Raw genomic sequence first — 6,910 nt, forward strand, 5'->3', positions numbered from 1 at the left:
TCGGCGAACGCGCGCTCGGCCATCCCGATCCCGGCGCGCATGCGGTCGGCCTGTGGCTCGCGGCGATCCGCGACGCGCTGCGCGACTGAGTTCGAACCCGATCCCGGGCCGCCCGTGCAGGGTCAGGCCGGTCCTGGCGATATCGCGCCCGGGCCGGCCCGCCGGCAGCCGCGGCCAGGCCGCGCGGGGCGCGGCGGGCGCGCATGCGATAATCCGCGGCTGTCTGCTGCCCTTCGCGCCGCGCGCGCCTGTCCGCCGTGAATCCCTTCCTTGTTCCGCTGTCCCGCGTCGACGAGTTCGACGAGATCATCGACGTGCGCACGCCGCTCGAGTACGCGGAGGACCATATTCCCGGCGCGCTGAACGCCCCCGTGCTGAGCAACGACGAGCGCGTGATCATCGGCACCATGTACAAGCAGGTCTCGCCCTACGAGGCGACGCGGGTCGGCGCGGCCTGGGTGGCGCGCAACATCGCCGCGCACCTGGAAACCACCTTCGCCGACCGGCCGATCAACTGGCGCCCGCTGATCTACTGCTGGCGCGGCGGCAAGCGCTCGGGCTCGATGACGTCCTGGTTCAACCTGATCGGCTGGCGCGCGCGGCAGCTCGACGGCGGCTACAAGGCCTATCGCCGCTGGGTGGTGGACGAGCTCGACGAACTGCCGGCGCGGCTGCGCTACATCGTGCTGACGGGGCGCACCGGCAGCGGCAAGACGCATCTGCTCGGTGCGCTGGCCAGGGCCGGCGCGCAGGTGCTCGATCTCGAGGGCCTGGCCGTGCATCGCGGCTCGCTGCTGGGGGCCTTGCCGGGCGCCGAGCAGCCCACCCAGAAGGGTTTCGATACCTCGCTGGTGCTGGCGCTGCGCGGCTTCGATCCGGCCCGGCCGGTGTTCGTCGAGGCCGAGAGCCGCCGCATCGGGCGCATCACCTTGCCGGATCCGGTGCTGGCCGGCATGCACGCGGCGCGCTGCGTCGCCGTCGAGACCGCGCGCGAGGATCGCGTGGCCCTGCTGCTGCGCGACTACGGCCATCTGTTCGACGATCCGCTGGCGTTCCGGCAGCAGCTCGCGCGCTTGACCGAACTGCACGGCCATGCGCGGATCCGCGACTGGCAGGCGCTGGCCGAGGTCGGCGCGCGCGGCGAGCTGTTCGAGTCGCTGATCGACCAGCATTACGATCCCGCCTACACGCGCAGCAGCCATGCTGCGTTCCGCCAGATCGCGAGCGCCACCGCCTTTGCGTTCCGGCCGATGGCGGGCGAGGACGAACTCGCCGCGCAGGCGCGCGCGCTGCTCGAACTGCTGGGCTGATGCCGGCCATGTGGTGAGCCTGGCCGACGGTTCGCCGGTGTCGTGTCACGACCGATCTATCCAGCCAGTCGCGAGCGAATGACGTTTCGGTCTCCCTATCGATCGAGCATCTCGACCGGGCACGGCGACGTGCTCAACCCGCGCGACGCGGCAGCGTGCCCGCGAGCTCCATCAGCGCACGGGCGCCGTGCTCGCCGAGCTGTGCCTTGGCGCGCGCTTGCGCCGCTTGCCAGGCCGAGGCGGCCTCGCGCAGCAGCGCGTTGCCGCGCTCGGTCAGCGACAGCAGGCGGATGCGGCGGTCGCCCGCCTCGCGCGCTTCCTCCACCCAGCCCTGCGCGATCAGCGGCTGCAGGTTGCGGGTCAGCGTCGAGCGGTCGTGCTGGTTGCTGCGACCCAGGTCGGAGCGCGTGAGCGGGCCGAGATCGACGATCAGCACCAGCAGCGAGAACTGCGGCGCGTTGATGCCGAACGGCCGGAACGCGTCGTCGTAGATCGCGGTCAGGAAGCGGGAGAGTTGCCGTGTGCGCGTAAACAGGCAGTCGCGGGCGATCTCGCTGCTGATTGGGCCGGCGGGGAAGGCCGGGGAGAGCTTGGGTTCCGTCATGATCGAGTCCGTAGGGCGAGCGGCGGCGCATGCCGCGCGATCGATGACGGTATTGGAGCGCGCCGACGTATCCGGCTTGTGCCGGCGAGGCGCGTTTTCTGTATGGCCATGTGTCTGGCGCCCGCGCCGGATACGTTGCGATACAAAAGCCGGGCGGTTCGCGGCCGGCGGGAGGGCGCGGGGCGCGGCCGGGCTATCCGAAGGTAGGTATTGCCATGGCCGTTCGTATGGGCGCGGGGCACCGAAGGTTCGATGGAGCGGGGACGGGCGGCGCCCTATGCTGTCTACCAGCGCGAATCGGCCTCGATGGGCCCTGCGCGCGACGTACCACGCCATTACAACCCACCGCAGGTCCATTCAAAGGTGATTGCCATGACCCTCAGCAAACCGATCCTCGCCGGCGCCGTTGCCGTACTGATGATCTCCTCGACCGCCTTCGCCCAGTCCGGCGACGCCACGACGCCGACGCGCCAGCAGATCCGCGCCGAGATGAAGGCCGAGAAGGCCGCCAATCACGCGCTGGCGAAGAAGGTGCGCCAGGCCTTCGACAAGTCGAGCGACCTGAACGACACCGAGATCGTGGTGTTCTCGAAGGCGCGTACCGGCAAGGTGATCCTCGCCGGCATGATCATGGACCCGTCGCAGGACCAGATCGCGCAGGACATCGCCGCCAAGGTGCCGGGTGTGCAGTCGGTGGACAGCAAGCTGAGCGTGTACGAAGCGCACTGAGCGCGCGGCCGGCCAGTCGGCTCGACTCGAAACCGACGGGCTTCTGGCCGGCCCGCCAACTTCGCTTCCTCGAACGGATGCGATTTCCCTGCCGGCGGCCGCCGGCGATAGCCGTGCCGCGCAGCACCACGCAGCGCCGTAACCGGCGCCCGTCATGCCTCCTCTCAATGGGGTGCGATCGATGCGGGAAAAATATTCTCCGCATCGTTAAATATTTGCATAAAAAAACCTCGCTCCCCCGTTCTTGAATTTGTCAAACCTCGTCCATATAATTAGCACTCGCTGCACGAGAGTGCTAACAATTCGCCGGTGGGCGACAGCCTGTCGGCATCCTTGTGTACTTCAGTCCCATTCAAGAAAGAGAGGAGTGAACATGAACCTTCGTCCTTTGCACGATCGCGTGATCGTCAAGCGCCTGGATCAGGAAACCAAGACGGCATCGGGCATCGTGATCCCCGAAGCCGCCGCTGAAAAGCCGGATCAAGGCGAAGTGCTGGCGATCGGCCCGGGCAAGCGCGACGACAAGGGCGCTCCGATCGCGCTCGACGTGAAGGTTGGCGATCGCGTCCTGTTCGGCAAGTACGCTGGCCAGTCCGTCAAGGTCGACGGCCAGGAACTGCTCGTGATGCGCGAAGAAGACATCATGGCCGTGGTCAACGCGGCGTAAGCCCGCGTAACGCTTCCCAGCGAATCCATTCCAGAATCCAAGGAGTTAGAAGATGGCAGCTAAAGACGTCGTGTTCGGCGATTCCGCCCGCTCGAAGATGGTTGAAGGCGTGAACATTCTCGCCAATGCAGTGAAGGTCACGCTGGGTCCGAAGGGCCGCAACGTGGTCCTCGAGCGCTCGTTCGGTGGCCCGACGGTGACCAAGGACGGCGTGTCGGTCGCCAAGGAAATCGAGCTGAAGGACAAGCTCCAGAACATGGGCGCGCAGATGGTCAAGGAAGTCGCTTCCAAGACCAGCGACAACGCCGGCGACGGCACGACGACGGCAACCGTCCTCGCGCAATCGATCGTTCGCGAAGGCATGAAGTACGTCGCATCGGGCATGAACCCGATGGACCTGAAGCGCGGCATCGACAAGGCCGTCGCCGCTGCGGTGGAAGAGCTGAAGAAGATCAGCAAGCCCTGCACCACCAACAAGGAAATCGCGCAAGTCGGCTCGATCTCGGCGAACAGCGATTCGTCGATCGGCGATCGCATCGCTGAAGCGATGGACAAGGTCGGCAAGGAAGGCGTGATCACCGTCGAAGACGGCAAGTCGCTGGCCGACGAGCTCGACGTCGTCGAAGGCATGCAATTCGACCGCGGCTACCTGTCGCCGTACTTCATCAACAACCCGGACAAGCAAGTCGCCGTCCTCGACAACCCGTTCGTGCTGCTGCACGACAAGAAGGTGTCGAACATCCGTGACCTGCTGCCGGTCCTGGAACAAGTCGCGAAGGCCGGCCGTCCGCTGCTGATCATCGCCGAGGACGTCGAAGGCGAAGCGCTGGCCACCCTGGTGGTCAACAACATCCGCGGCATCCTGAAGACCGTCGCCGTCAAGGCTCCGGGCTTTGGCGACCGTCGCAAGGCGATGCTGGAAGACATCGCGATCCTGACCGGCGGTCAAGTGGTTGCGGAAGAAACCGGCCTGACGCTCGAGAAGGCCACGCTGGCCGAGCTGGGCCAGGCCAAGCGCATCGAAGTGGGCAAGGAAAACACCACGATCATCGATGGCGCCGGCGAAGCCGTGAACATCGAGGCACGCGTCAAGCAAGTGCGCGCCCAGATCGAGGAAGCCACCTCGGACTACGATCGCGAGAAGCTGCAAGAGCGCGTTGCCAAGCTGGCAGGCGGCGTGGCCGTGATCAAGGTCGGTGCCGCGACCGAAGTCGAAATGAAGGAAAAGAAGGCACGTGTCGAAGACGCACTGCACGCCACGCGCGCAGCTGTGGAAGAAGGCATCGTGGCCGGTGGCGGCGTCGCGCTGATCCGCGCTCGCACCGCCATCGCCGCTCTGACCGGCGCCAACGCCGACCAGAACGCCGGTATCAAGATCGTGCTGCGCGCCATGGAAGAGCCGCTGCGCCAGATCGTCACGAACGGCGGCGAAGAAGCCAGCGTCGTGGTCGCCGCGGTTGCCGCCGGTTCGGGCAACTATGGCTACAACGCCGCAACGGGCGAGTACGTCGACATGGTCGAGGCTGGCGTGGTCGATCCGACCAAGGTCACGCGCACCGCGCTGCAGAACGCCGCTTCGGTGGCCGGCCTGCTGCTGACGACGGACGCAGCGGTTGCCGAGCTGCCGAAGGAAGATGCTCCGATGCCCGGCGGCATGCCCGGCGGCATGGGCGGCATGGGCATGGACATGTAATCGACTTCGGTCGATCGCATCGACGGGCGCGCAGCGATGCGCGCCCGGTCCTGCAAAACAAAAAACCCGCAGCGATGCGGGTTTTTTGTCGTTTACGGCTGGGGTCGGCGGCTTGCGGTGCCCGGGCGGGGCCGGCCCGCCGTGGGCCTCAGTGCCGCGAGGCGCCGAACGGCGGCGCGGCGGGCGCGGCGGGCTGGGCCTGCGCGGCTTCCTCGTTGCTGCGTGCCCAGAAGAAGCGGTCGGGCACCCAGGCACCCATGCCGGGCCGGAACGCATCGCGCGCGGCCTGGTAGAGATATTCCTGCGCCTCGCGCACCGCCTCGGGCGGCTCCTGCCCGTTCGCGAGCAGCGCCGCGATCGCCGTGCCGAGCGTGTCGGTCACGCCCATCAGCCGGTGCGGCGTGCGTTCCCAGAGATCCTGCCGGATCTGCCCTTCCTCGCCGTACAGCGTATTGACCAGCCGGTGCGTGCCGGTCTCGGTGGCGAGGATGTATTCGCAACCTTGCGAGAGCAGGTGGGCGATCGCCGTGTCGAGATTCGGCGCCTCGGCGTCGCCGTCGGGCTGGGCCAGCGCGATCAGGGTGGCGTGGTCGGCCACCAGCAGCGTGGTCTGCGGCGCGAGCAGGTCGGCGATCGATTCGCGCAGGTCGTCAGCGGCCAGCACGTGCTCGTCGTCGAGCGTGAAGTCGGGAGCCAGCACCAGCGGCACGCCGTCGTAGTCGGCGACCACCTCGGCGATCGCGCTGACCACCTCGGCGCGCGCGGTGGCGCCGATCTTGAAGGCGGCCACCGGCATGTCCTCGAGCAGCATCCGCGCTTGCGCGACCACCGTGTCCGGGTCGAGACCGGTCACTTCATCGCAGGACGCCGAATCGCGAACCGTGTAGCCGGTCAGGACCGTGGCGCCGTGACAACCCATGCTCGCCAGCGTCAGCAGGTCCGCCTGCAGGCCGGAGCCGCCGGTGGGATCGGACAGACCGAAGGTGAGAACGATCGGAGGGGCGTTGCTGGACATGAAAAATCGGGGAAAGAGAAGAACGATCGGGCGGCGCACCACGTGGGTGCGCCTTGCCGGTCATTATGCGTTGGAAACCTGTGCATGAAGTGGTTTTTTTAACGCAATGCAATGTGTGGCGGGCGTTTGCGGCGGATCGAGACGCTTGCGCGCGCATCCGTGCAAGGATCGCGGCGATCGTGCCGCGCGGCAGTTCAATCGGGTGCGGATCGGGGATCTCCACAGCGGCGGCGGGAAGATCGCTGTGAGCGGTGATGGCGTGCCTGGCCATGGGGATGCGCCGGCGATCGATTCCGAGCAAGCGCCCGGACAAGAATCCGGACAAACCGCTGGACAGAACGTCGCAGTCCCGGCTAGAGCCGCGGTGCTAGGCAGGGCGGCCGTCCGCACGTTACCATCACGTCTCCCCAAACAATGGTTTTTTCCCCTGCGCGGCAAACGATGGAATACAAAAGCTGGATGTGCCTGATCTGCGGTTGGATCTACGACGAAGAGGCGGGCTTGCCCGACGAGGGCATCGCCCCCGGTACGCGCTGGGAAGATGTGCCGATCAACTGGACTTGTCCGGAATGCGGCGCTCGCAAGGAAGACTTCGAGATGGTGCAGATCTGAGCGAGATCTGAGCGGGTTTCCGCGGCACGTCCCGAGGCCGCCAGCCGGCGCGTCCGACGCGGCGCCGGCGCGCCGGCCCGTCACGCGGTCCGGCCGCGCGGCGTTCGAGCTCTCCGCGTCGACGGTTGCGTGCCCATGACGACGTCCCCGACCGTAATACCGATCCCCGACGCCTTGCCGAATCCGCGTGGCGGCGCCGTGCTGCTGGCGGAGGCGACGCTCGCCGAGGCCAGCACGGCGTCGGGCGAGGCGCTGCCGCGGGCCTTGCGCACCGTCGCGG

At 67.3% G+C, this 6,910-nt stretch carries 7 protein-coding genes; 5 read left to right on the top strand and 2 right to left on the bottom strand.

Features of this window, described 5'->3' with window-relative positions; all coding sequences use genetic code 11:
- Nucleotides 1-257: 257 nt before the first annotated feature.
- Complete coding sequence (gene mnmH / locus F3J10_RS33425) at nucleotides 258-1,310, top strand: tRNA 2-selenouridine(34) synthase MnmH (protein WP_025098729.1); 1,053 nt, start codon at nucleotides 258-260, stop codon at nucleotides 1,308-1,310.
- Between the two features lie 133 nt (nucleotides 1,311-1,443).
- Here the strand turns inward: mnmH and F3J10_RS33430 are convergent, their stop codons facing one another.
- A complete protein-coding gene (locus tag F3J10_RS33430) occupies nucleotides 1,444-1,914 on the bottom strand; it encodes a MarR family transcriptional regulator (protein ID WP_025098730.1) in 471 nt (156 codons plus the stop codon).
- Nucleotides 1,915-2,286: 372 nt separating this feature from the next.
- Between F3J10_RS33430 and F3J10_RS33435 the strand changes: the two genes are divergently transcribed.
- From F3J10_RS33435 to groL, 3 genes are all read left to right on the top strand, one after another.
- Nucleotides 2,287-2,643 (top strand): BON domain-containing protein, encoded by a 357-nt coding sequence (locus tag F3J10_RS33435; protein WP_013696816.1) that lies wholly within the window; start codon nucleotides 2,287-2,289, stop codon nucleotides 2,641-2,643.
- Between the two features lie 373 nt (nucleotides 2,644-3,016).
- A complete protein-coding gene (locus tag F3J10_RS33440; protein ID WP_025098731.1) occupies nucleotides 3,017-3,310 on the top strand; it encodes a co-chaperone GroES in 294 nt (97 codons plus the stop codon).
- Nucleotides 3,311-3,362: 52 nt separating this feature from the next.
- Nucleotides 3,363-5,003, top strand: coding sequence for a chaperonin GroEL (gene groL, locus F3J10_RS33445; RefSeq protein WP_013696819.1), 1,641 nt, complete (start codon nucleotides 3,363-3,365; stop codon nucleotides 5,001-5,003).
- Nucleotides 5,004-5,151: 148 nt separating this feature from the next.
- Here groL and F3J10_RS33450 read toward each other — a convergent pair whose 3' ends face one another.
- Nucleotides 5,152-6,018, bottom strand: coding sequence for a hydroxymethylpyrimidine/phosphomethylpyrimidine kinase (locus F3J10_RS33450; protein WP_013696820.1), 867 nt, complete (start codon nucleotides 6,016-6,018; stop codon nucleotides 5,152-5,154).
- Nucleotides 6,019-6,459: 441 nt separating this feature from the next.
- On the opposite strand from F3J10_RS33450, the gene F3J10_RS33455 reads away from it, so the two are divergent.
- Complete coding sequence (locus F3J10_RS33455) at nucleotides 6,460-6,630, top strand: rubredoxin (RefSeq protein ID WP_006400971.1); 171 nt, start codon at nucleotides 6,460-6,462, stop codon at nucleotides 6,628-6,630.
- The last annotated feature ends 280 nt before the right edge of the window (nucleotides 6,631-6,910 follow it).

Source organism: Burkholderia sp. Cy-637, assembly GCF_011753175.1.
Taxonomy (GTDB): domain Bacteria; phylum Pseudomonadota; class Gammaproteobacteria; order Burkholderiales; family Burkholderiaceae; genus Burkholderia; species Burkholderia gladioli.